Raw genomic sequence first — 22,658 nt, forward strand, 5'->3', positions numbered from 1 at the left:
TTACCGATGCGCGCTCTACTCGTGCTGTTCAGTCTCGTCCTGTCGTTGTCGACGGCCCAGGCCGCCGACAAGCTTCAGGTGGTTACCAGCTTCAGTATCCTCGATGACATCACCCACCAGATTGGTGGTGATCACATCCAGATCAGCAACATGGTCGGCCCCGACGCTGACGCCCACACCTACGAGCCTACCCCGGACGATGCCAAGGCATTGCTCAAGGCCAAGGTGATCATCAAGAACGGCCTGGGCTTCGAACCCTGGCTGGACCGTCTGGTGACCAGCACCGAAACCAAAGCCACGGTGGTGACCGCCAGCAAAGGCGTGATATCCCACACCATGGACGAAGACGGCGAAACCATCCCCGACCCGCACGCCTGGCACAACCTGGCGAACGCTGAAATCTACGTGAATAACATCGCCAAGGCGCTGATCGCTGCCGACCCGGCCAACAAGGCCGACTACCAGCACAACAGCCAAACCTACCTGAAAGAAATCTATCGCCTGCTGGCCGAAGCCAAGACCAAGTTCGGCGCTCTACCCGCCGGTAACCGTCGCATCGTCACCTCCCACGACGCCTTCGGTTACCTGGGCCAGGCGTACGGCATCGAGTTCCTTGCGCCACAGGGCCTGTCCACCGAACGCGAGCCGTCCGCAGCCGAAGTGGCCGCACTGATCACCCAGATCCGCAAAGACAAAGTCAAAGCCGTGTTCATGGAAAACATCAAGGATTCGCGCCTGCTCAAGCAGATCGCTGACGAAAGCGGCGCGCAGATCGGCGGCACGCTTTACTCCGACGCCCTTGCCGCTGAAGGCCCGGCCAGCACCTTCACCGGGCTGTTCGAATACAACCTCAACACACTGTGCGCGGCCCTAAGCTCACCTGAAAAAGCCAAGCCATGACCTTGAGCATGCTCGACCTGGAAGGGGCTGCCGTCGGCAGCCGCTTTCCCCTCGAACCCGTGCTCGATGCCCTGCCGTGGAACAGCGATGGCCTGATCGCCGCCATCGCCCAGCAACATGGCAGCGGCGAGGTGTTGATGCTGGCCTGGATGAACCGCCAGGCCCTCAAGGAAACCCTGGGCACCGGGCAGGTCTGCTACTGGTCGCGCTCACGTCAGCGGTTGTGGCGCAAGGGCGAAAGCTCCGGTCATTGGCAACATCTGGTGGAAGCACGCCTGGATTGCGACGGCGACGCGGTCTTGCTGATCGTCGACCAGCAAGGTCCGGCCTGCCACACCGGTCGGCCGACCTGCTTCTACAACGCCATCGACGGCGACTACGTCCACATCATTACGGAGCCCTTAGCATGATCCGCAAAAACCCGTCCGGCGATCTGCCCGTGATTGCCGAGTCAGCCTACGTTGACAAGACCGCCATCATCTGCGGCAAGGTCATCATTGGCGAAAACGTTTTCGTCGGCCCCTACGCCGTGATCCGCGCCGACGAAGTCGACGCCAGCGGCGGCATGGACCCGATCATCATCGGCGCCAACTCCAATATCCAGGACGGCGTGGTCATCCACTCCAAATCCGGCGCGGCGGTGACCATCGGAGAATTCACCTCCATTGCGCACCGCTCCATCGTCCACGGCCCCTGCACCGTCGGCGACCGCGTGTTCATCGGTTTCAACAGCGTGCTGTTCAACTGCGCCGTGGGCGACGGCTGCGTGGTGCGCCACAACTCGGTGGTCGACGGCCGTGATTTGCCTGCGGCGTTCTATGTGCCCTCCACCACCCGCATCGGACCCAACACCGACCTCTCGCAATTCCCGCCGGTGAGCGTGAGTGCCTCGGAGTTTTCCGAAGACGTGGCGCGCACCAACGTTGATCTGGTGCGCGGCTACAAAGCCCTGCAAAACGAGTTCTGAACCATGAGCCGCCTGCTGATCCGCAACGCCCGCCTGGTGAACGAAGGCCAGGAATTCGACGCCGATGTATTGGTCGCCAATGGTCGTATCGAAAAGATCGCCAGCAGCATCCAGGACAGCAACGCGCCCGTCGCCATTGACGCCCAAGGTCACTGGCTGCTGCCCGGCATGATCGATGACCAAGTGCATTTTCGCGAACCTGGCGCGCCAGACAAAGGCAGTTTCTACAGCGAATCCCGCGCAGCGGTAGCCGGTGGTATCACCAGCTTCATGGACATGCCCAACACCCACCCGGCCACCCTCGACCTGGACGCCCTGGCCGACAAGAAACGCCGCGCCGCCCTGCACTCGGTGGCCAACTATGGCTTTCATTTCGGCGTGAGCAACGACAACCTCGACACCGTCGCCGCCCTCGACCCGCGCGAGGTGGCCGGAGTCAAAGTGTTCATGGGCGCTTCAACCGGCAATATGCTGGTGGACGACCCTCGGATCCTGGAACGCCTGTTCGCCGAAGTGCCCACCATCCTGCTGGCCCATTGCGAACACACGCCGAGCATCCAGGCCAACGAGCTGCGCCTGCGCGAGCGTTTCGGCGAGCACATCCCCGCCGTCGCGCATCCGCTGATCCGCGATGCCGAGGCGTGCTATCGCTCGTCATCCTTTGCCGTGGAATTGGCCAAGCGCCATGGCACCCGTCTGCATGTGCTGCACCTGACCAGCGCCCGCGAACTGGCGCTGTTCGAAGACAAGCCCCTTGCCGAAAAACGCATCACCGCCGAGGTCTGCCTGCACCACCTGCTGTTCGATGATCGTGACTATCATCGCCTCGGCCACCAGATCAAATGCAATCCGGCGATCAAGACCCGCGCCGACCGTGACGCCCTGCGCCTGGCGTTGCTGAGCGACCGCCTGGACGTGATCGGCAGCGACCACGCGCCGCATACCTGGGCGCAAAAACAGTTGGCTTATCGCGAGGCGCCGTCGGGATTGCCCCTGGTGCAGCACGCGCTGCCGGCGCTGCTGGAGCTGGTGGCCGATGGGCTGCTGCCGCTGACCACGCTGGTCGCAAAAACCAGCCACCGCGTCGCCGACCTGTTCGCCATCCCCGATCGCGGCTATCTGCGTGAAGGTTATTGGGCCGACCTGGTGCTGATCAAACCCGAGCCCGAGGGCAAGCCGGTCAGCAGCCAACCGATCCTGGCCCGCTGCGGCTGGACGCCCTTCGCCGACCGCAGTTTTCGTCACAGTGTCAGCACCACCCTGGTTTCCGGCCACTTGGCTTTTCATAACGGTCAGGTAATCGACAGCTGCCAAGGATTACCTTTGCATTTCCTGCGTTAGAGACGACGGCGATGATCCGCATCACCTTGCCAGACGGCACGCAACGCGAGTACGACGAGGCGCTGTCGGTTTACGAAGTTGCTGCCAGCATCGGCGTGGGGCTGGCCAAGACGTCGGTCGCCGGCCGCGTTGACGGTGTGCTGGTGGGCTGCGAACACCTGCTGGAGCAGGACGCCCGGCTCCAGATCATCACCACCCAGGATCCCGAGGGGTTGGAGATTCTGCGACGCTCCTGCGCGAGTCTGTTGGCGATGGCCACTCAGCAACTGTTTCCTATCGCTCAACTGACAGCCGGGTCGCCCATCGACGATGGTTTCTTCTACGACTTGGCCTACGAACGTGCCTTCACACCGGTCGACCTTGAACAGATCGAAGCACGCATGCGCCATTTGGCGAACACCAATCATTCGGTGCGGCGCCTGGGCGATTTTGAAGCCCTATGTCACGGTCTTCATGTGCCCAGCACCGGTGTGATCCGAGCCTTCAAGCTGACCAAGGTCACCATCAACGCGTCGCAGCAACGCATTTACGGCACCTGTTGGGCCAGCCAGCAGGCGGCGGTGCTCACCCTGAGTGAAAGCCAGGCTGACTTCGGCCAGCAGGTCTGTGAAGCATTGAGACGTGTGGGTATACGGGCGGTGGTGGACCGACGCAACGAGAAGGTCAGCTACAAGATGCGCGAGCACAGCCTGCATGAGGTGCCGTATCTGGTGATTGTTGGCGAGAGGGAAGAAGCCGGCGGCTACGTCAGCCTGCGTAGCCGCCTGGGGGAAGACCTCGGTCAGATGAGTGTCGAAGCCCTGTGCGAAAGGCTCAAGCGCGAGGCTTGACCGTCCCGCAATCGTTGCCCAGCCATTGGGCATGGCTGTCCAGGCTGCCCTTCTGCTGAATGCCGGTGGCATTGAAGGTGCCGTTGACGGTGGTGGTGAATTCTTTCTGGCTCTGGAAAGTTGCTACGCCAGTGCCTTGGGCTTTCGGGCAACTGAAACGGAATTTCCACTGGTTGCCGGTCTTGTCCGTCACTTCCTGCTTGCAGCCCGATTGCGGGTCGGTCAGCGGGATCGAATCGGAGGCAACCTGCGCCGGAGTCAGGCACACCTGAACACCTTTACCGGCCATGGTGATGCCTTGCTTTTCGAGCATGGCGCGTTGTTCCGGGGTCATCTGTTGCTTGAGCTGACCGAGGATCAGCGACAGGTCCGGCAGGTCCTGGTTATCGACTTTCATATTGCTGGTGGTCAGTTCCCACAAGCCCGGCGCCAGCATCTGCGCCTGCGCCGCCACCGGCAGCGACACACCAATCATCATGGCCAAAGACAGCAGACGAGCATTCATCGGGTAACTCCTGGGTAATGTTGGGCGTTAGACGCCGCAAAGGTGCCAGGGTTGCACGGCAAATAAAATAGCGACATTCCTGACCAGACATGGTCTGTTAGGCACTTGGATTGCCTGGAGTAACGTCGTCCATGGATTTCTTTGGCCCGCACCTGCTCGCCTACTTAATCGCCACGCTGCATTTTCTCGGGACCCTCGCCGCGATCCACGCGGTGCTGACCGTCAGGACCGCCCAAGGCTCAATCGCCTGGGCCTTGTCGCTGATGTTCATGCCCTACCTCACGCTGATCCCGTACCTGATCTTCGGCCGCAGCACGTTCGACGCCTACATCCAGGCCCGTCGCCAGGCCAACCAGGAAATGCACACCGCCATCACCGAGCTGAACTGGCGCCCATGGGTCGAAGAAGCCTTGGCGGCACGCAACTCCAGCGCCTACGCTTCGCTGCGCGCCATGCCCAAGCTGGGCCGCATGCCGTGCCTGGCCAACAACGAAGTGCGTTTGCTGATCAATGGCGACGCTACCTTCAGTGCGATCTTCGCGGCAATCCGCAGCGCCAAGACGGCGGTGCTGTTCCAGTTCTTCATCATTCATGACGACGAACTTGGCAGGCAGTTGCACGCCCTGTTGAAGGAAAAGGCCGCAGAAGGCGTCTCCATCTACGTGCTGTATGACCGCATCGGCAGCCATGCCCTGCCCCATCGTTATGTGCAATCGCTGCGCGACGCCGGGGTGAACGTCAAAGCCTTCGCCACCCGCAGCGGCTGGCTCAATCGCTTTCAGGTCAACTTCCGCAACCATCGCAAGATCGTGGTGGTGGACGGTATTACCGGGTTTGTCGGCGGGCATAACGTCGGCGATGAATACCTGGGCAAGAAACCACCACTGGCACCATGGCGCGATACCCATGTGCAGGTGACCGGCCCGGTTGTGGCGTGCTTGCAGGAATCGTTTGCCGAAGACTGGTTTTGGGCCGCGCGCGAACTACCGCCGCTGATATTGCCGGACGCCTACCCGGAAGACGGCGTGCTCTGCCAATTGCTCGCCAGCGGTCCGGCCGACCCCTATGAAACCTGCTCACTGTTCTTCGTCGAAGCCATCCACGCAGCGACGGAGCGGGTATGGATCACCAGCCCCTACTTCATCCCCGACGAAGCGGTGTTCTCGGCCCTGCGCCTGGCCGTGCTGCGCGGTGTCGACGTGCGTCTGCTGCTGCCTTCACGGCCCGATCACCGCATCGTCTACGCCGCGTCCAGCCTGTACGCAATCGAAGCCGTGCGCGCCGGCGTGCGGGTGTTCCGCTATATGCCGGGCTTCCTGCATCAGAAGGTGGTGTTGGTAGACGACGAAATCGCCGCTATCGGCAGTGCGAACATGGACAACCGTTCGTTCCGGTTGAATTTCGAAGTGATGTTGCTGACGGTCGACGAGGCCTTCGCCAAGGAAGTCGAGCACATGCTGCTGGGCGACTTCGCCCTGGCCCATGAAGTCAGCCAAGAAGAAAGCCGCGAAACCCGTCGCCTTCAGCAACTGGGCATGCGGGTTGCGCGGCTTATTTCACCGATTCTCTAACAAACAACCCAATACCCACTGTAGGAGCTGGCTTGCCAGCGATGGCGGTGTATCAGTACCGAATCAGTCGGCTGACACCACGCAATCGCCGGCAAGCCAGCTCCTACAGTGTTTTCAATAATCAGCGGTAGATATCTTCCCGTGTCCACGGCAGGTCATGGCTGCCATCGGCATGGGGTTTCACCGCCAGAATCTGGTGCAGGTTGATCCAGCCCCGGGCAAACGCATACGCGCAACCCGCCAGGTACAGCCGCCAGATGCGCAACGCTTGCTCCGGCACCATTTTCGCCGCCGCTTCCAGGTTGTCTTCCAGGCGCTCGCTCCAATGGTCCAGGGTGCGCGCGTAGTGCAGGCGCAGGCTTTCGACGTCGACCACTTCCAGCCCGACTTCGCTGATCTCGGCCGTCATCATCGCCAGGTGTGGCAGCTCGCCGTTGGGGAACACGTAACGCTCGATGAACTCCCCGGCGCCACGGCCCACAGGGCGACCATCGGTGTGCTTGGCGGTGATGCCGTGGTTCATCACCAGGCCGCCTTCGCGCACAGCGCCGAACAGGGTCTTGCAGTACTCCGCCAGGTTAGCGTGGCCGACGTGTTCGAACATGCCCACGCTGACAATTTTATCGAAACGGCCGTCTTGCGGCAGGTCACGGTAGTCGAGCAGTTGCAGGTCCACCTGGTCTTCCAGGCCTTCAGCTTTTACGCGCTCCCGGGCCAGCGCCAACTGTTCCTTGCTCAGGGTGATGCCAAACACCTTGACCCCGAACTCCCGCGCGGCAAACCGCGCCAACCCGCCCCAACCACAACCGACATCCAGCAGATACTCGCCCGGCTGCAGCCGCAGCTTGCGGCACAGGTGGCGGAATTTGTCTTGTTGGGCCTGGTCGATGGATTCGCTGCCGGTTTCGAAATAACCGCAGGAGTACACCATGTCCTGGTCCAGCCACAGCTGGTAGAAATCGTTGGACAGGTCGTAATGGTAGGAAATGGCCGCTGCGTCGGTGGCCTTGTCGTGGATCGAGCGCACCGGACGACTCCCCTCGTCATCCTCGATCAGGGCGTGACTCAATTCGTCACATACCCGGATGACCTCGGAAATGGAGCCTTCCAGCTCCAATTTGCCCTCGACGAAGGCTTCGCCCAGTGAGTTGAGCGTGGGATGGGTCAGCTGGCTGACAACCGTGGGGTCCTTGACCACGATGGTCACACTGGGCTCGGGGCCCAAATTGAATTCATGGCCGTCCCAGAGTCGAAGACGCAGCGGTAGCTGAAGATTCTGTAAGGCCGGTGGAAGTTGCGCGAGCATGAGTAGTCCCCCCTTGTTTCAGACGTCTGCTGAGAGGTTAGACCATCCAAAGACAAAGTAGGAGGCTATCGATTTGATAGCGCTCCTCTATGGGGCTCGACGTTCGAGCAACCCGTCCTGGACCCACTGCTTCAGCCATGTGACGGCCTGCAGTGGCGCACCCTCTGCATGAGTGACTGCCAACTCGGCGCACAGTTCGGCAAAGCTCCAACCGGTGGTCGCCATTCCTGTCAAGGCAGAGGCTTCGGCGGGCTCCAGGCTACGGTAATGGCAGACATTCTGATGGCGCCACACCAGGCACGTCTGCGCCGGGGCCAGTGCCTGGCTGTCGGGAAAGTCGGATTCGTCCTTACTGGCGCGCCAGATCGCTACGCTGTTGAACTGGCACAGCAGCGGTTGCACCGTCGGCGCCAGGGAAACCTGCAACACCGGCCACGCCTCCGGCGGTAACGACGCCATGTCGTTCAGCGTCAGCGGTTCGCCCTGCGGCGCATCAAATGCCAGGGTAAACGCCCATTCCAAACGCGCTAGCTCCGCCAATGGCGCACTCTGCTCCGCCACCAGATGCTCAAGGATAAACGCCGGAAAACGCTCGCCCAGCCAGCGCAGGCTGTAATGAGCCGAGGGGTAGCGGCGCAGGTAGGCCTCGGTCAACGCGGCAAACTCGTCATCACCCAGCCAATAAAGGACGGCACTGAAGTCATGCCGCAAGACTTCTTGCAACCGTGAGAGGTAGGCGTTGTGGTAAATCGCCAGGCCCGTGTCCACATCCAGCGTCGGTCCGCCCAGCAACGTGGCGGCGAAGTCACTGCGGGCACTCGGTGTGTCGGCTAATAGATGTTGTTCGAAGGCCAACTGCCAATCGGTCAGGCGCATAACGGCCTCCTGGCCAGGACCGTCGCGCCCAGTTCACGGGCCTTGCTCAGCTCGGTGAGCAGCTCTTCAAAGGGTGGGAAATGGTCGTCCCGCTCCAGTAGCGTCGACACAGGTCCCAGGTGCTCAAGCGTCTGTTGATAAAGCGCCCACACCGGATCACACACGGGATGGTCATGGGTGTCGACTACGTAGTCGCCGTAGTCCATATGCCCCGCCAGGTGTAGCTGGCGAATGCTTTCCGATGGCAGGTTGCGAATAAACGTCCAGGCGTCAAAACCATGATTGCGCGAGCTGACATACACATTGTTAACGTCCAGCAACAGCTGGCAGCCCGACAGGTGGGCCAGGGCATTGAGGAATTCCCATTCGGTGAATTCGTCCGCTTTCGAACGCACGTAACTGGAGACGTTTTCCAGCACCAATGGGCGTTGCAGCACGTCCTGCACTTGGCGCACACGGGCGGCCACGTGGTAGAGGCTTTCTTCGGTGTAAGGCAGCGGCAGCAGGTCATGCAACTGGTGGGCGCTGCCGCGGCTCCAGCACAGGTGATCGGAAACCCACGCCGGCTGGATACGCTCGGCGAGCTGTTTGATCTGCTTCAGGTAATCGGTATCAAGGGCATGCGGCCCGCCGATGGACAGGGAGACACCGTGCATGACCAAGGGATAACGCTCGGCTATCGCATCCAGGTAATACAAGGCTTTACCGCCCTGGACCAGGTAATTCTCGGAGATCACTTCGAACCAATCCACCGCAGGGGATTGCGCAAGGATCTGCTCATAGTATTCGTTGCGTAAACCAAGGCCGTAACCCAGAGAGGAGAAAGAGGTAGGCATGTGGACTCCTGGAAAGTGTCCGCAGCGGCTTGAAGGTCCGCTGCGGTTGCACTCGGCTAGCGATTACTCGCCGACTTTTCCGCCAGCAGCATCGCAGGCAGCCTTGGTCATCGCCTTGAAGCCATGACCCTTGCAGACAGCCTGGCCTTTGCAGGCGTTCTCGGCGGTCTTGCAGTCGTTCATGCCTTTGCAGGAGGTCACGCCGTAGCAATGAACAGTAGCGTCGGCGGCCTGTACCTGGGTGGCGACACCGGCAAACATGGTGGCGGCAGCGATGGCCAGAGCAGCACCGGAAACGGCGTTTTTGATGTTCATTTTTGTAGTCCTCAGAGATCAGTAAGGGTGTCGGTCTGAACGGATTGTTCAGTCTCGACACACCACTAGAGTGAGGTCCCTCATGCGCGTTACAGCGCTGTACAAAAATTTCTGAAAATTATTCCTCAAGCTTCAAAAGCGGTTCCTGAAAACGCAGTAATCGCCCGGCGTTGCCCAGTACCAGCAAGGTGCTGAGGTTATGCAACACCGCTGCAATCATGGCGCCCGCCGCACCCAACCAGCCAAACGCGGCAAACACGACAATGGCCAAGGTCCAGCCCAGGCCGATGATCACGTTGACCTGCAAGGTCTGCCGGCACTGGCGACTCAAGCGCACACAGGTGCCCAGGCGCCGCAGGTCGCTGCCGATCAGCACCACGTCCGCCGACGCCAAGGCAATATCCGCCCCGCCCGCGCCCATGGCCACGCCGACCACACCGGCCTTGAGCGCCAGGGAATCGTTGATGCCGTCGCCTACCACCATCGGACGGAAGCCGCTGCCGATCTCACCCAACACGCGGTTGAGCTTGTCCTCCGGCAGGGCCTGGGCTTCGACATCGCTGATGCCTACCTCCAGCGCCAGGCTGTTGGCCACGCTTTGACGATCGCCGGTAAGCAGCAGTTGGCGACCGAGACCGAGGTCACGCAGTTCTCGCAGGGCCTGGCGAGCCTCCGGCTTGACGCTGTCGGCCAGCAGCAACCAGGCGAGGAACTGCCCATTCAGCGCCAGCCCGGCGATGGGGCCATCGTGGTTCGGTACAACGGTGGTGACGATGCCCAGTTGCTCGAACAACTCCGGCCGCCCCAAGGCCGCTTCGCCCTGATCGGTCTGCGCCACGACGCCCAGCCCCTGGCGCTCACGAATATCCGTCAACGCCAGCAGTTGTTCCTGCGTTGCCAACCCCGCCAACGCGCGGCTGACCGGATGGCTGCTCGCCGAGCCCAGGCTGGCTGCCAGATTGAGCAGCACTTGCCGATCCGGCGCGGTGGTTTCGATGGATTGCAGGCGCAGGGTGCCGAAGGTCAGCGTCCCGGTCTTGTCGACCACCAACGAGGTCAGGTCCGCCAGCTCCTCCAGAAACGCCGAGCTGCGAATCAGAATCCCATGCCGCGCCGCCACCGCGATCCCGGCAATCGCCGTGGCCGGTGCCGACAGCACCAACGCGCACGGGCACGCCGCCACCAGCACCGCGAGCATCGCCTGGGCGTCGTTGGTTACAAACCAGGTCACCGCCGCCAGCAACAACACCAGCACCATATAGCTGCCGGCATAGCGTTCCAGCAGCCGCGTGATCGGCGGTTTTGACCGCTCGGCGTTCTGCATCAGCGCAATCACCTTGCCCAAGGTGGACTCATTGCCCGTGCGCGTCACTTGCAGGCGCAGCAAGCCATCCAGGTTGATCGCCCCGCCAAACACCTGCACACCCACACTGGCTTCCAACGGCACCGACTCACCGGTAATCGGCGCCGTGTCCAGGCTCGCCTGGCCCGACAACACCACGCCATCGGCGGGCACCCGGTCACCGGCACGCACCTCGACCACATCACCGGTATTCAGCGTGCCGTTATCCACTTCAACAATGCTGCCGTCGGCCTGCACCAACCGCGCATGGCTGCGCGTCAGTTTGCCCAACGCATGGATCGCTTCCTGCGAACCGATCACGCTGCGTTCTTCCAGCACATGGCCGAAGATCATGATGATCGGCAGCAACGCCGCCGTCAGCAGGTCCCCTGTGGCCCAGGCACCGAGCATCGCCAGGGCGATCAGTTGATCGGTGATGCCATGCAGGCTCGGAAACCGCAGGCTGTACCAGGCCGAACGCATCACCGGCACCGCCACCAGCAACGACGCGACGCCCAGCAGCAGTTGGCTCACGCCGGTCTGGTCCGGCGCCAGCCAGCGCCATATCAGGCCCAGCACCAGCAAACCCAAGGCCAGCATGGCAAGGGTCAATTGCCGGGCAGCGCTGCGCTGTTCGGCGGAGGTCAGCATGGGTGCGCTCATTGTTCGGCTCCCTGGATGATCAAACGGGAGTCGTCTTTAGGATCGACCGTGGTCACGGAACCGGCCTGGCCGAGAATTTTCGGCAAGCGCTCGCGGTACAGACGCAGCAGCAAACCCGGGTCTTTAACTTGGGCCAGGCTGGCAACGGTTGCGGTTTGCGCCTGGGCGTTGGCCAGGCGTTCGCTGGCCTGGGCGTGGGCGACTTGCACCAGGCGGTCGGCCTGCTGGGTCGCGGTCTGGGTGAGTTTTTCCGCGTCGGTACGCGCGTTGGCCACGGCCTTGTCGGCTTGTTGGCTGGCCGTCAGCACGGCGTTGAAGGCATTCACCGCCGGGGCCGGCAGGCTGGATTGCACATCGACACGGGTCACTTGGATACCCAATCCCAAGCCTGTGGAAGCCAATTCCACCAGGCGCTTGTTGATGCCTTGCACCAAGTCGCCACGCAACCGCTCACGGCGCTCGGCGGCGCCATTGTCGGTGCCGATCAGTTCAGGTCGCGCCACCAGAATCGTGTCCAAGTCCCGCGCCGCGGTGAGGGCTACCGCGCTGCGCGTCACCAGTCGATCCAGGGCCGGCAGCACATGGTCGCCCTGCAACACAAAGGCATAGGGTTCAGTGACTTTGTAGAACACCCGCACATCCAGTTGCACCACGCCGGCATCGCCGGTCAGCAGGTAACCGGAACCGGCCAGCGCATCACTCAAGGGCGTGGCGAAGCTGGCTACACGGTCGGCCTGGAGCGCCGCGTCGGAGCGCAGCAGGTTCTCCACCCGGCGTTCGATCACGCGATCAGCTGCCGGTAGCAGCACCACCTGCTCGAACGGCTGCGGCCATGCCAGCAAGAGTCCGGCATTCTGGATACGGTCTAGTGCGCCAAAATGCAGGACCACCGCACGGTTCTGCGGGTCGATCTGGCGCACATTGGAAAACGCCCAGGCCAACGCCGCCAATACCGTCACCGCGTACAACGCCAGGAAGGTCAGGCGCCCGGCCTGGATCCAGGGGCTGTCCGGGCTGTCACGCTCGGTCATGGCTGGACGTCCTTCGGCCCGTCCACCAAGGCGCGGAACGGCGCCGCGTCGGTGCGCAGGATGATCTTGGTGCCTGGCGTGACCACAGTGCCCAAGGTATCCAGAGAGCGCAGCAGGTTGTATAGCTGTGGATTACCCGCGTAGGCGCGGCCATAAATCTGCGCCGCTTCGACCCGCGACTGGGCCTCGATATCGGCAGCCTTCACCGTGGCATCGGCCTGCACGATGCGCGCATCACGCTCGGCGGCGGAGCGGATCTGCGCGGCTTCACGCTTGCCCACGGCGGTGCGTTCGGTGGCGATGGTTTCACGCTCGGCGCGCATACGGTCGACGGTGGCCGTGAGGGTGACGGATGGCAAGGTCAGGCGTTCAACGCCGATCTGGGCCACGCGCACGCCATAGGTGGTGAGCAATTGTTGATCAATCTGCTGGCGCAACTGCGCTTCGAAATCAGCGATGCGCACCTGGCTGGCATCGGTGTTGATCAGGCTGGACAGGTCGAAGCTGGCGGCCGTGGTTTCCAGCGCCGAACCCACGAAGGTACGAATCTGCCGCGCCGCTTCATCCGGCTGGTTCTGCACAGCGCGCATGAAACGCTGCACGTTGTCTGCGTCGCCCTGCACCTGCCAGGCCACATAGGCCTGCACGATAATCCGCAGGCCATCGCGGGTGCCCACATCCTGCAAACCACTGGAGGTGGTGCGCAGGCGCAAATCCACCGGGATCGCCGCTTCGAACGGCGCCGGCCAACGCCAGCCCAAGCCCGGTTCCAACAACACCCGCGACGGGTTACCGAAACGGGTAATCACCGTGGCCTCGCCGGAACGCACCTGCACCAGGCTGGCGGCAGCGACCGCAAACAGCACCAGCAACAGCGCCCAGGCCATACGCCGCCAGGGGAAAGGGCCGGCCGCTTGTTCGTCACCGTGATGATGGTGGTGGTGATGGCCGTGATGATGAACGTGATCGTGAGAATGAGCGCTCAACAGACAGACTCCTTATTGAACGGCTTTACGCGGCACCGAAGGATCGGCCGGCAAGGTAAAAGAACGCAGATCGATCGTCGGCGCGCCGTCGGCACCCAGGCGATGATCCAGAATCAGCAGCTTGGCGTGGGCCAGGCCCTGGCTGAGTTGGCCGAGGTACTGTTCCAGCACGAACGCCTGCCCGGCGGTGGCGTAGGCCTTTTGTTCGGCGGTGAAGCGCAGGTTGGCCGCTTGCGCGCCCGCGTTCACTTCGCGGGCCGTGGCCGTGGCCTGGTCGCGGGCGGTGCTGGCTTGCAGCAACGCCTGGTTGGTTTGCTCACTGGCCGCGCCGCGTTCGCGGGAGATCAGGGCCTGGGCGCCGATCTGTGCAGCCTGCACACCGTGGTAAGCGTTGGCGGCACCGGCCGGCGGGTGGATCGCCTCTACCACCGTGGCGAGGATTTCCACGCCGCTGTCGAGCTTTTGCAGGTCGGCCTGCACGGCGCGGCCGATTTCCTCGGCCAGGCGAGTGCGTTGTTCGCCGAGCAATTCGTCGAGGGTGCGCGAGGCGAAGTCATGCACAAGGATGCGGCTGGCGGTGCTGCGGATCAGCGTCGGCACGTCCGCGCTGTTATAGGTGGCGGCGAGCGCGGCCTGGTCGGTGAGGCCGATGCGGTAGACGAACCGCACATCCATATTGACGATCTGGAAGCTCTGTTTGTCGCCGCTGCTGCTGGCGATCACCTGGGACTTGTCATTCACATGGCTGGCGTCCCACAAACGGTTGGCGATCAGCGGGGCCGGGCCTTCGGCAGGCGCCAGCTCCGGTGTAGCGGCTTCGCTGACGCTGGTGGCCAGTTCATGCACCACGCCGTTTTCCACACTGATCACGCGGCCCAATGGCCATGGCAATCCCGCATGCAAGCCAGGGCCGAAGACCTGCACCGGCTTGCCGAAACGTTCATAGATCCCACGGCCTTGCAGGGGCACTTCGTGCACGCCAGTGAGCGCCCAGCCTACCGCCAGTACCACCAGCAACACCGGCAGGAACGCCCGGCGCATGTAGGTAAATGCCCAGATCTGGCGCAAGTCGATGCCGAAGCGGTTGTGCAATTCATGCTGCAGCGCGAGCAAGGGTTGCGGCGGCCAGCGTAACAATCCGGCAATAAAGCTTTGCGCCATCAGACGCGGCTCGAGGCGTGGCTGGCGTGGGCTGAACAGGGACAGCACGGCTCTTAATAAAAATTCGAGCGAGACCAAGGCCGGCAGCAAACCGATCAACACAGCCAACCTCAGTGGCCAGACTGAGTTAGCCCCGGCAAACAGCAGACACACCGCACTGACCACCAGGCAAATAATCGCTACTCGGCTCAACTGCGCCAGTTGCGAGGCTTCCGGCCATTGCGCGGCGGTCTCCTGGGCCAGACGGCGTTCAAACACCAGCAAACCAAACGCCAATCCCAACGCCAGCGCGGTGCCGATGCTTGCCGATTGACCGACCGGTGCGGCGGGCAGCGCCAGGTTCCAGAACTCGACAATGCTGACCAGCGCCAGCAACGACCAGCCGCCGAGCCACAACACCGGCGTACCGATCTGTTTGCCAAAACGCTCCACAAGGCGCGCGTACCGGCTTGCGTCTTCAACCGGCGCATCAGCCGACGGTTCTTCCAACGCCTGGGCACGCCAATCCGCCACCCACCACGCCGATTGCAAGCCGGCCACCAACAACAGCAACGCCGACGCACAGTTGATCAGCACCACCGGCCAGATCGACAGCGGCGCAAACAGCGCGACAAACAGCGCCAGCACCCAGCCGGCAACCGCCAACACCGTCAGGCTGGTACCGGCCTGGCGCAATCGGCGGGCATGGAACAGCCCCTGTTGAAAACGCGGAAGGCCTTCCACCGAAGCGCCGTCAGCTTCCAGATCCACTTGCATCCACTTACGTCCGCTCGAACACAATTAGTTACGATATAACACAAGGCGTGAAATTTTTGTTCGCTTAGAAGCAGACCGTGACTAAACCCCCAGAAACACGCGCCATCACTGGTGCAGGCCACGAAGAATCGGGCACACTCCAGAACAGTTTTTCGCGGGTCCACGGACAAGGAAGCGTCACTCCCCATGATTTCGATCTATCAGCTCAAGCCGCGTTTTCAAAACTTGCTGCGCCCTCTTGTGCAGCGCCTCTATGACAATGGCACCACCGCCAACCAAATCACCGTGCTGGCCGGCGTGATTTCCTTGCTGGTCGGCCTGTTGATTGCCAGCTTCGCCCAACACCTGTGGCTGTTTGCGCTGATCCCGCTGTGGATGATCCTGCGCATGGCGCTCAACGCTATCGACGGCATGCTTGCCCGTGAATTCGGCCAACAGTCGCGCCTGGGCGCCTACCTGAATGAACTGTGTGATGTGATCGCCGACAGTGCGTTGATCCTGCCGTTTGCACTGATCCCCGGCGTGAGCCTGGCGCCGGTGCTGCTGGTGGCGCTACTGGCGGTGTTCAGCGAATACGCCGGCGTGCTGGGGCCGATGGTGGGCGCATCGCGACGCTATGACGGGCCGATGGGCAAAAGCGATCGCGCGTTCGTGCTCGGCGTACTGGCCACCGGCGTGGCGCTGGGGTGGCTGGGCGCGGGTTGGGTCGACGCGGTGATGTGGCTGGTGGCCGCCCTGCTCGCCTACACCTTGGTCAACCGAGTGCGTCAGGGCCTCAAAGAACAACAAGAAACCTCACCGATTGCATAAGGATTTTTGCGATGCGCGAACAGCAACAGCACACCTTCAGTACCCACGACGGCGTCGAGCTTTTCTACCGGCACTGGCCGGCCACGGAGACCACCGGGCCGCGCAAGGCAATCGTGTTGTTCCATCGCGGCCATGAGCATTCGGGACGTATCGCCCACCTCGTGGATGAGCTGAACCTGCCGCAGTTTGATTGCTTCGCCTGGGACGCGCGTGGGCATGGCCAGTCTCCCGGCGAGCGCGGTGACAGCCCCAGCTTCGCCACCAGCGCCCGCGATGTGCAGACTTTCTGCGACCACATCGGCGCCACCTATGGCATCGAGGAAGACAACTTCGCCGTCATTGCGCAAAGCGTGGGCGCGGTGATTGCCGCGACATGGGTGCACGACTACGCGCCGAAGATTCGCGCGCTGGTGCTCGCGTCCCCCGCGTTCAAGGTCAAGCTCTACGTGCCATTTGCCCGGCCAGGCCTGGCGCTGATGCGCAAGTTCCGTGGCAACTTTTTCGTCAACAGTTACGTCAAGGCCAAGTTCCTCAGCCATGACCCGGAGCGCGTGGCGTCCTACGACAGCGATCCGCTGATTACCAAGGCCATTTCGGTGAATGTGCTGCTCGGCCTGTACGAAGCGGCCGACCGGGTTGTCGCCGATGCCCAGGCGATCCAAGTGCCGACGCAACTGCTGATCTCGGGTTCGGACTTTGTGGTGCACCGCAAACCCCAGCAGCAATTTTTCGACCGCCTCGGCAGCCTGAAAAAAGAGCTGCACATTCTCCCCGGTTTCTTCCACGACACCCTCGGCGAACGCGACCGCGCCACTGCGGTGAGCAGCGCCCGGCGTTTCATCCTGCAGAACTTCGAACACCCGCTGGACCGCGCGTCACTGCTGGACGCCGACAAGCTGGGCGCCACCTGCGCCGAGTCCGAAGCCCTCGCCGCGCCACTACCGCGCAACTCCTTGCGCGACCTGTACTGGCGCATGACCCGCGCCAGCATGGGCCTGGGCAAGAACCTGTCGGACGGCGTGAAGCTGGGCTTCGACACCGGTTTCGACTCCGGCAGCACCCTGGACTATGTGTACCGCAACACGCCCACCGGCAAGGGCGGGCTGGGGCGGATGATCGACACCAACTACCTCAACTCCATCGGCTGGCGCGGCATTCGCCAGCGCAAGCTGAATGTGGAGGAACTCCTGCGCCTGGCGATGGCCAAGTTGCGTGGAGATGATCGCGAAGTGCGTATCGTGGATATCGCCGCCGGTCATGGCCGCTACATCCTGGAAGCCTTGCAGGGTGTGTCGCCGCTGCCGGAATCGATCCTGCTGCGCGACTACAGCGACATCAACGTGCGCGACGGTGGCGCGCTGATTCGCGAGAAAGGCCTGGGGGATATTGCGCAGTTCGTCAAAGGTGACGCATTCGACCGTCTGGACCTGGCGGCACTGGACCCCAAGCCGACGCTGGCGGTGGTGTCCGGGTTGTATGAGCTGTTTGCCGATAACGGCATGGTCGGCGGTTCGCTGGCGGGCCTCGCTGAGGCCGTAGAGCCCGGCGGCTATCTGGTCTACACCGGCCAGCCATGGCACCCGCAACTGGAGCTGATCGCCCGTGCGCTGACCAGCCACCGCCAGGGCCAGGCTTGGGTGATGCGCCGCCGCAGCCAGGCGGAAATGGATCAACTGGTGGAAGCCGCCGGCTTTCGCAAGATCACCCAGCGAGTGGATGAGTGGGGCATTTTCACCGTGTCCCTGGCACAGAAGATCTGAGCATGCGCGAACCCGGCTTATTGAAACCTGCGTTCCTGTGGCTACTGCTGTTGGCGCCGCTGTTTTTTAGCACCTATGGCTTTGCCACCTGGGTCACCAGCCAGCGCAGCGACGTCGGCACGCTGGTGTTCGATTGGGAAACCCATATGCCGTTCTGGGCCTGGACCATCGTGCCCTACTGGTCCATCGACCTGCTCTACGGGTTTTCCCTGTTGCTGCCCAACACCCGGCATGAGTTGAAGCAACATGCGCTGCGTTTGCTGAGCGCCCAGGTGATCGCCGTGAGCTGCTTCCTGATCTGGCCGCTGCGCTTCACCTTCGAGCGGCCGGAACTGGACGGCGTGTTTGGCTGGCTGTTTGCAGTGCTGGCAGGGTTCGACAAGCCGTTCAACCAGGCGCCATCCCTGCATATCGCGTTGCTGGTGATCCTGTGGGTCATGTACCAACGCCATACCCAGGGAATCTGGCGTTGGCTCGTGCATGGCTGGTTCGCGTTGATCGGCATTTCGGTGCTGACCACTTATCAACATCACTTTATCGACTTACCCACAGGCGCCCTCGCCGGTTGGCTGTGTGTGTGGTTGTGGCCGGTGGAACATCCGAGCCCACTGTTGAATGCACGGCTCACGCGGGACCCCAAGCGCTGGCGGTTGGGTGTGCGCTATGGCGTTGGGGCCTTGCTGGTGGCGATTCTTGCGTTTGTACTGGGCGGTGGCTGGTTGTGGATACTTTGGCCTGCGGTTTCCCTCGCCTTGATCAAGGCCAATTACTTCGTGCTCGGCGCTGCGGGCTTCCAGAAACGCGCTGACGGCCAACTAACGCCCGCCGCGCGTTGGCTTTATGCACCCTATCTGGCCGCCGCCTGGGTCAACTCGCGCCTGTGGACACGCAAGCATCCACAACCCGACCTGATTGTGGATGACGTCTGGCTTGGGCGTATTCCTACAACGAGCGAGCAAGAACCCTTCAAGGCCATCGTCGATCTCTGTGCCGAATTGCCGATTAATCCACAGGGCCGCGCTTATCAATTGATTCCCGTGCTGGACCTGATTGCCCCGAGCCCCACCGAATGCCTGCAAGCCGCGCAAGCCATCGAGCACTTGCGCGCAAGTGGCCCATTGCTGGTGTGCTGCGCTCTCGGCTACTCGCGCAGCGCCACCGCCGTCGCGGCCTGGCTACTGCACACCGGGCGCGCCGCGACGATAGAGGATGCGCTGACTATCATTCGTACAGCGCGGGCCGATGTGGTCCTGCACCCCGCACACCGTGAAGCTTTGGAGGGTTTACCCCATGCCCGCTGATATGGAACTGCAGGTTGTCGCCAGCTTGCTGCGTCGTGGTCGCTCGCTGGATCAGTTATCCACAGGCCTGACCCTGGTTGGCGTCGCGTTCGGCCTGGCTCAACTGCTGATGGCGAGTATTGCGCCGATCTGCCTGCTGCTGAGCCTGTGGATGATTATCCTCGGGCTGCTGCAAAAATACTGGGCGCTGCGCGTGGCCTTCGACGCCGACCTGTTCACCCTGCTGGCCCGCGACATCGACCGCACCCCGGACCTCGACCAGGCCTTGCAGACTCTTGGCCTGCAATCGGCCAAGCGCATTGGCCGGCCCTGGACCGAGCGCCGTCGTGGCGCGCTCAAACTGTTGCGCAAACAAGCCTGGCTGCTGGGCGCGCAAGCGCTGCTGACCCTGGGCGTGATCCTCGCCAGCCCTTGGCTGCCTTTCGCCGGATAAGGAATCCTCATGTTCGAACCCGTGGTCGCCACGTTGATTACCTCCATGGCCCGCACCGTCACCGGTGCCCGCAGCCTGTGGCTGGGGTGCGCGCCGGTGCCGGTGCAACGCATCTACTTCGCCAACCACAGCAGCCACGGCGACTTCGTGTTGCTGTGGGCCTCGCTGCCGCAGAACCTGCGCAAATTCACGCGCCCGGTCGCCGGCAGCGATTACTGGACTAAAAGCGCCTTGCGCCGCTACATCATCAACCGCGTGTTCAACGGCGTGCTGATCGACCGCGAACGCAAGGACCCTGTGGATAACCCTTTGCAACCCATGCTCAACGCTCTGGAAGGCGGTGATTCGCTGATCATCTTCCCCGAAGGCACACGCAACCTTGAAGACGGCCTGCTGCCGTTCAAAAGTGGCTTGTATCACCTGGCGAAAAGTTACCCACAGGCCGAATTGGTCCCGGTGTGGATCGCCAATCTCAACCGGGTCATGCCCAAGGGCCGCGTCCTGCCGCTGCCCCTGCTGTGCACCACCAGCTTCGGCGCGCCGCTGCAACTGGAAGAAGGCGAAGACAAAACTGCCTTTCTCACCCGCACCCGCGATGCCCTGCTCGCCCTTGCCCCGGAGCATGTCTGACATGGATAGCCAAACCCTGATGCTGTTCGGCGGCATCGGCGCCATCCTGGTGCTCGCCTCGCTGATCGGCCTGATCCTCAAGCTGCGCACCCGTGGCAGCCCAAATGCCGTCATCGACAACCTCAACGCCCGCATCAACGCCTGGTGGGTGATGGTGGTGGTGATCGGCATTGCCTTCTGGCTCGGCACTGGCGCGGTGATCCTGCTGTTCTACGCGGTATCGTTCTACGCCCTGCGCGAATTCCTCACCCTCACACCTACCCGCCGCAGCGACTACCCGGCGCTGGTTGCCGCGTTCTACCTGGCGCTGCCGCTGCAATACCTGCTGATCTACTCGGACTGGTACGGGCTGTTCTCGATTTTCATCCCGGTGTACGTGTTCCTGCTACTGCCGATCCTCGCCTCCCTGGGTGGCGACAGCACGCACTTCCTGGAACGCGCGTCGAAAGTGCAGTGGGGCTTGATGATCGCAGTGTTCTGCGTGTCCTTCGTGCCGGCATTGCTGACGTTGGACATCCCCGGCTACGAAGGCCGCAACCTGCTGCTGATTGCCTATCTGGTGATCGTGGTGCAACTGTCGGACGTATTGCAGTACGTGTGTGGGAAGTTGTTCGGCAAGCACAAGATCGCGCCGAACCTGTCACCGTCGAAAACCGTGGAAGGCTTTGTCGGCGGCATCCTGTTGTCGTCCCTGATCGGCGCGGCACTGTGGTGGACCACTCCGTTCAACCCGTGGCAGTCGTTCTTGATTGCGCTGCTGATCAACCTGCTCGGGTTTGCCGGCGGCATCGTGATGTCGGCGATCAAACGTGATCGGGGCGTGAAGGACTGGGGCCATATGATCGAAGGGCACGGTGGGATGCTGGATCGGTTGGATTCGGTGTGCTTCGCCGCGCCCATCTTCTTCCACCTCGTGCGCTACTGGTGGACCTGAACAAGCCCCCTGTAGGAGACGGCTTGCCGGCGATGGCGACCCTGAACGTTCATAAAATTCACGGGCCTCATCGCCGGCAAGCTGGCTCCTACAGCCATTAGCCTGGCAAATGCCCCAGCGGCAATGCGCCTGGGGTTTTCACGGTCTGGATCGCGAAGTTGCTGCGGATATCCCTCACGCCCGGCAGCTTCAGCAAACTACCAGTGACGAACCGCTCATAGCCGCGCAAATCCGGAACCACCACCTGCAACAGAAAGTCCGACTCCCCCGACACCAGGAACGCCGAGATCACTTCCGGCAGCGCCGTCACTGCCTCGCGAAAGGCGTTGGCCTCGGTATCGTTATGCCGCTCCACCTTCACGCCCACGAACACCATCATCCCCAGGCCCACTTCATCGCGATCCAGTGTGGCCTGGTAGCCGCGAATCACACCGGCTTCTTCCAGCAACCGCACGCGTCGCAGGCAGGGTGAAGCAGACAGCCCGATCTCGTCCGCCAACTGCACATTGCTCAGGCGGCCGTCGCGTTGCAGGGCTTCGAGAATCTTGCGGTCAAAAGCATCGAGTTTCAGATTTGGCATAAATGGATGGCTTACAGAGCAATAAGTGGCAGATAGTGCCAAGAATAGACGCTTTTCTGACTGACTACGCAAGCACCTGTCCCGCCCTTCGGCCCTAGAATTGGCAGACACACAAGGGGGTGGAACATGGCGGAACTCTGGTTGTTTCTGGTGGCTCTTTCGGTGGCGTATCTGCTGCCAGGGCCGGACATGATCCTGCTGCTGCAGACCGGCGCGCGCCAAGGCAAAGCCTTGGCGCTGACCACCGCGATTGGCCTGGGACTGGCCCGCGCCTGCCATGTGGCCCTGGCAGGCATGGGCTTGGCGACCTTGTTCAAAGTGGCACCCTGGACCTTTGATGTGGTGCGGCTGGGTGGCGCGGCCTATCTGTTGTGGCTGGGCGTGCAGTGCCTGCGGGCAAATAGGCTGCCGACGCTCGATACGGCCAACGCCACCCTGAAAACCCACGCCTGGCGTGCCGCACTGCAACGCGGCTTGCTGACCAATCTGCTCAATCCCAAGGCGCTGCTGTTCTGCTCGGTGCTGCTGCCGCAATTCATCGACCCGCAAGCTGGCCCAGTGGCGGCGCAATTCGCGTTGCTGGGCGTGATCCTGGTCGCGGTCGGTTTCGCCTTCGACTGTTGCTACGCCCTGGCCGGCGCGTGCATCGGCCAGTGGCTGGCACGCAATCGCTCGGCGCAGCGTGTGCAGCAGTGGCTATTCGGCAGTCTTTTGATCGGTTTTGCGGTGCGCCTCACTTTTGTGCAACACGCCTAGCAGTGCGGCGTATCGGCGTCATCTTTTGTATCAAAGACGCGTGTAAGATACGCCGCACTTAGCCAGGG

23 protein-coding genes are annotated in these 22,658 nt (G+C 62.3%); 13 read left to right on the forward strand and 10 right to left on the reverse strand.

The window, feature by feature from the left end; translation table 11 throughout:
* Positions 1-6: 6 nt before the first annotated feature.
* From RB216_RS29140 to RB216_RS29160, 5 genes are read left to right on the forward strand one after another with little or no spacing between them, the layout of a single operon-like run.
* A complete protein-coding gene (locus RB216_RS29140; RefSeq protein ID WP_122686995.1) occupies positions 7-900 on the forward strand; it encodes a metal ABC transporter substrate-binding protein in 894 nt (297 codons plus the stop codon).
* Positions 897-1,310 carry a phosphoribosyl-AMP cyclohydrolase gene (gene hisI, locus RB216_RS29145; RefSeq protein WP_122686994.1) on the forward strand — a complete coding sequence of 138 codons (414 nt, stop codon included), beginning with the start codon at positions 897-899 and terminating at the stop codon, positions 1,308-1,310. The genes RB216_RS29140 and hisI overlap by 4 nt, the downstream gene beginning before the upstream one ends.
* Positions 1,307-1,867, forward strand: coding sequence for a gamma carbonic anhydrase family protein (locus tag RB216_RS29150; RefSeq protein WP_028618554.1), 561 nt, complete (start codon positions 1,307-1,309; stop codon positions 1,865-1,867). The genes hisI and RB216_RS29150 overlap by 4 nt, the downstream gene beginning before the upstream one ends.
* A gap of 3 nt (positions 1,868-1,870) precedes the next feature.
* The gene (locus RB216_RS29155) at positions 1,871-3,208 is read left to right on the forward strand and encodes a dihydroorotase (protein WP_028618555.1); all 1,338 of its coding nucleotides are present in this window, start codon (positions 1,871-1,873) and stop codon (positions 3,206-3,208) included.
* 11 nt (positions 3,209-3,219) lie between these two features.
* Complete coding sequence (locus RB216_RS29160) at positions 3,220-4,038, forward strand: His/Gly/Thr/Pro-type tRNA ligase C-terminal domain-containing protein (RefSeq protein ID WP_028618556.1); 819 nt, start codon at positions 3,220-3,222, stop codon at positions 4,036-4,038.
* Here the strand turns inward: RB216_RS29160 and RB216_RS29165 are convergent.
* Entirely contained in the window at positions 4,022-4,543 is a 522-nt protein-coding gene (locus tag RB216_RS29165) for a DUF3617 domain-containing protein (protein ID WP_016978689.1), read from the reverse strand. The genes RB216_RS29160 and RB216_RS29165 overlap by 17 nt on opposite strands.
* A gap of 131 nt (positions 4,544-4,674) precedes the next feature.
* Between RB216_RS29165 and cls the strand changes: the two genes are divergently transcribed.
* The gene (gene cls / locus RB216_RS29170) at positions 4,675-6,114 is read left to right on the forward strand and encodes a cardiolipin synthase (RefSeq protein WP_068937786.1); all 1,440 of its coding nucleotides are present in this window, start codon (positions 4,675-4,677) and stop codon (positions 6,112-6,114) included.
* Positions 6,115-6,235: 121 nt separating this feature from the next.
* Here the strand turns inward: cls and cfaB are convergent, their stop codons facing one another.
* The 8 genes from cfaB to hflK (RB216_RS29210) form a co-directional block, all read right to left on the reverse strand.
* A complete protein-coding gene (gene cfaB, locus RB216_RS29175; RefSeq protein WP_028618558.1) occupies positions 6,236-7,420 on the reverse strand; it encodes a C17 cyclopropane fatty acid synthase CfaB in 1,185 nt (394 codons plus the stop codon).
* A gap of 87 nt (positions 7,421-7,507) precedes the next feature.
* Complete coding sequence (locus RB216_RS29180; protein WP_028618559.1) at positions 7,508-8,296, reverse strand: HvfC/BufC N-terminal domain-containing protein; 789 nt, start codon at positions 8,294-8,296, stop codon at positions 7,508-7,510.
* Positions 8,287-9,132, reverse strand: coding sequence for an MNIO family bufferin maturase (bufB, locus tag RB216_RS29185; protein WP_305383308.1), 846 nt, complete (start codon positions 9,130-9,132; stop codon positions 8,287-8,289). Before bufB ends, RB216_RS29180 begins: the two co-directional genes overlap by 10 nt.
* A 63-nt stretch (positions 9,133-9,195) precedes the next feature.
* Positions 9,196-9,447 (reverse strand): BufA2 family periplasmic bufferin-type metallophore, encoded by a 252-nt coding sequence (gene bufA2 / locus RB216_RS29190; protein ID WP_028618561.1) that lies wholly within the window; start codon positions 9,445-9,447, stop codon positions 9,196-9,198.
* Between the two features lie 118 nt (positions 9,448-9,565).
* On the reverse strand, positions 9,566-11,452 hold the full coding sequence (locus RB216_RS29195) for a cation-translocating P-type ATPase (RefSeq protein ID WP_308908158.1): 1,887 nt from the start codon (positions 11,450-11,452) through the stop codon (positions 9,566-9,568).
* Positions 11,449-12,483 (reverse strand): protease modulator HflK, encoded by a 1,035-nt coding sequence (gene hflK / locus RB216_RS29200; RefSeq protein WP_068937783.1) that lies wholly within the window; start codon positions 12,481-12,483, stop codon positions 11,449-11,451. The genes RB216_RS29195 and hflK (RB216_RS29200) overlap by 4 nt, the downstream gene beginning before the upstream one ends.
* Positions 12,480-13,469 carry a protease modulator HflC gene (gene hflC, locus RB216_RS29205; protein WP_122686993.1) on the reverse strand — a complete coding sequence of 330 codons (990 nt, stop codon included), beginning with the start codon at positions 13,467-13,469 and terminating at the stop codon, positions 12,480-12,482. Before hflC ends, hflK (RB216_RS29200) begins: the two co-directional genes overlap by 4 nt.
* A gap of 12 nt (positions 13,470-13,481) precedes the next feature.
* Positions 13,482-15,386 carry a protease modulator HflK gene (gene hflK, locus RB216_RS29210; protein ID WP_236317338.1) on the reverse strand — a complete coding sequence of 635 codons (1,905 nt, stop codon included), beginning with the start codon at positions 15,384-15,386 and terminating at the stop codon, positions 13,482-13,484.
* A 186-nt stretch (positions 15,387-15,572) separates the two neighbouring features.
* On the opposite strand from hflK (RB216_RS29210), the gene RB216_RS29215 reads away from it, so the two are divergent.
* From RB216_RS29215 to RB216_RS29240, 6 genes are read left to right on the forward strand one after another with little or no spacing between them, the layout of a single operon-like run.
* The gene (locus RB216_RS29215) at positions 15,573-16,196 is read left to right on the forward strand and encodes a CDP-alcohol phosphatidyltransferase family protein (RefSeq protein WP_061434689.1); all 624 of its coding nucleotides are present in this window, start codon (positions 15,573-15,575) and stop codon (positions 16,194-16,196) included.
* Between the two features lie 11 nt (positions 16,197-16,207).
* Entirely contained in the window at positions 16,208-17,956 is a 1,749-nt protein-coding gene (locus RB216_RS29220) for a bifunctional alpha/beta hydrolase/class I SAM-dependent methyltransferase (RefSeq protein WP_122686991.1), read from the forward strand.
* A 2-nt stretch (positions 17,957-17,958) separates the two neighbouring features.
* Positions 17,959-19,257, forward strand: a complete 1,299-nt coding sequence (locus tag RB216_RS29225) for a phosphatase PAP2/dual specificity phosphatase family protein (RefSeq protein ID WP_308908159.1) — start codon at positions 17,959-17,961, stop codon at positions 19,255-19,257.
* Entirely contained in the window at positions 19,247-19,690 is a 444-nt protein-coding gene (locus tag RB216_RS29230) for a hypothetical protein (protein ID WP_028618569.1), read from the forward strand. Before RB216_RS29225 ends, RB216_RS29230 begins: the two co-directional genes overlap by 11 nt.
* A 9-nt stretch (positions 19,691-19,699) precedes the next feature.
* Entirely contained in the window at positions 19,700-20,320 is a 621-nt protein-coding gene (locus tag RB216_RS29235) for a lysophospholipid acyltransferase family protein (RefSeq protein WP_028618570.1), read from the forward strand.
* A 1-nt stretch (position 20,321) separates the two neighbouring features.
* The gene (locus RB216_RS29240) at positions 20,322-21,254 is read left to right on the forward strand and encodes a phosphatidate cytidylyltransferase (protein ID WP_010207670.1); all 933 of its coding nucleotides are present in this window, start codon (positions 20,322-20,324) and stop codon (positions 21,252-21,254) included.
* Positions 21,255-21,351: 97 nt separating this feature from the next.
* Here RB216_RS29240 and RB216_RS29245 read toward each other — a convergent pair whose 3' ends face one another.
* Positions 21,352-21,825: an Lrp/AsnC family transcriptional regulator gene (locus RB216_RS29245; protein ID WP_025854407.1), complete on the reverse strand. Its 474-nt coding sequence runs from the start codon at positions 21,823-21,825 to the stop codon at positions 21,352-21,354.
* 135 nt (positions 21,826-21,960) lie between these two features.
* On the opposite strand from RB216_RS29245, the gene RB216_RS29250 reads away from it, so the two are divergent.
* Positions 21,961-22,590: a LysE family translocator gene (locus RB216_RS29250; RefSeq protein WP_308908160.1), complete on the forward strand. Its 630-nt coding sequence runs from the start codon at positions 21,961-21,963 to the stop codon at positions 22,588-22,590.
* Positions 22,591-22,658 lie beyond the last annotated feature (68 nt).

This window comes from Pseudomonas canadensis (assembly GCF_030980095.1).
Lineage (GTDB): Bacteria > Pseudomonadota > Gammaproteobacteria > Pseudomonadales > Pseudomonadaceae > Aquipseudomonas > Aquipseudomonas canadensis.